Origin of the sequence: uncultured Campylobacter sp. (assembly GCF_938018145.1) — a bacterium.
In the GTDB taxonomy this organism is placed as follows: domain Bacteria; phylum Campylobacterota; class Campylobacteria; order Campylobacterales; family Campylobacteraceae; genus Campylobacter_A.
The window spans coordinates 1-1320 of the sequence record NZ_CALIII010000138.1; the positions used below are offsets into that span (position 1 = coordinate 1).

A 1320-nucleotide genomic window follows, 5' to 3' on the forward strand; every position below is an offset into this window, starting at 1 on the left:
CGCTCTCTCAGCTCGCCCCTATCCCAGCTAAGCTCGAAAATCGCCAAATTTGACGCAACGGGAGCTAGGGTATTTTCGCGCAGATACGAGCTTGGAGTCTCGTCTCGCCCGCCAGAGCGCAAAAACGAGTAGATATCAAACCACTTTTGCAAGCGGTAGGTGTCGTTTGCGCTAAATTTGGCGGCAAATTCGGGATCGAGGCTTGAAACGAGCTCGTAAATTTGAGCATTGCTTAGGCCGCTTTCTACGCGCTCAAATTTAGGCGTGAGACCCGATAGCAGCGCCTTTAGATAAAATCCGCTGCCGCCGGTTATAAATAAATTTTTGCCGTTTTTTTGCGCAAATTCGCGAGCCGTTTTATAAACCTCAAAAAACATCCCGACGTCAAAATGCTCGTCCGGCATCAGCAAATTTACCCCAAAATGCGGCACCGAGGCTAGCTCGTCCGCGCTGGGCTTGGCGCTTGCGATATCGATAAATTTATAAACGCAAAGCGAATCAAGACTCAGAATCACTCCGTTAAATTCGCTTGCAAGCTTTAGCGCGAGCGCCGTTTTTCCGCTAGCGGTGGTGCCGATGATGGCGAGTTCTTTCATAAAAATGCCTTAAAATTCGTGAATCTGCTCAAATTTTATCACAATTTACGCTTTTATAAGATAAAATAAAGCAAAAATTTCAGGAAGATTATGCAAAAATTTATAAATATTTTAAAAGATATTAACGAACTGATCGTCTTTAAGCACTCGATTTTCGCGCTGCCTTTTATATTTACCGCGATGATAACGGCGAGCGCGCAGGTAAACGGCACGGCTTGGTTTGGCTGGAAGCTGCTTATTTTGGGCGTTCTTTGTGCGGTTTCGGCGCGAAATTTCGCGATGGCTTTTAACCGCTACAAGGACGAGGACATCGACAAACTAAACCCGCGCACGGCAAATCGCCCGAGCGTGGACGGGCGTATCGGCAGGACGAATTTGCAGATTTTTATCGCGGCAAACGCCGCTATCTTCGTGCTTGTCGCCTATCTCGTAAACGAGCTTGCGTTTTGGCTGAGCTTTCCGATCCTAGCCGTGCTTGGCGGATATTCGCTTTTTAAGCGTTTTAGCGAGCTAGCGCACCTAGTCCTTGGCCTCTCGCTAGGCCTTGCGCCGATAGCCGGAGCCGTAGCTGTGACCGGCGAGATACCGCTTTTTAGCGTACTGCTTTGCCTTGGCGTGATGTTTTGGGTGGCGGGATTTGACCTGCTTTATTCGCTTCAAGACGTTAAATTTGACCGAGAGCACGGGCTTTTTAGCATACCTAGCGTTTACGGCGAAAAGGCTA

2 protein-coding genes are annotated in these 1320 nt (G+C 48.4%); one reads left to right on the top strand and one right to left on the bottom strand.

From position 1 onward, the window contains the following. A partial coding sequence (locus tag Q0338_RS03090) for an isopentenyl transferase family protein (protein ID WP_298085481.1) occupies window positions 1-596 on the bottom strand: 596 nt, incomplete at its 3' end. A 90-nt stretch (window positions 597-686) separates the two neighbouring features. On the opposite strand from Q0338_RS03090, the gene Q0338_RS03095 reads away from it, so the two are divergent. Then, a partial coding sequence (locus Q0338_RS03095) for a UbiA-like polyprenyltransferase (protein ID WP_298085482.1) occupies window positions 687-1320 on the top strand: 634 nt, incomplete at its 3' end.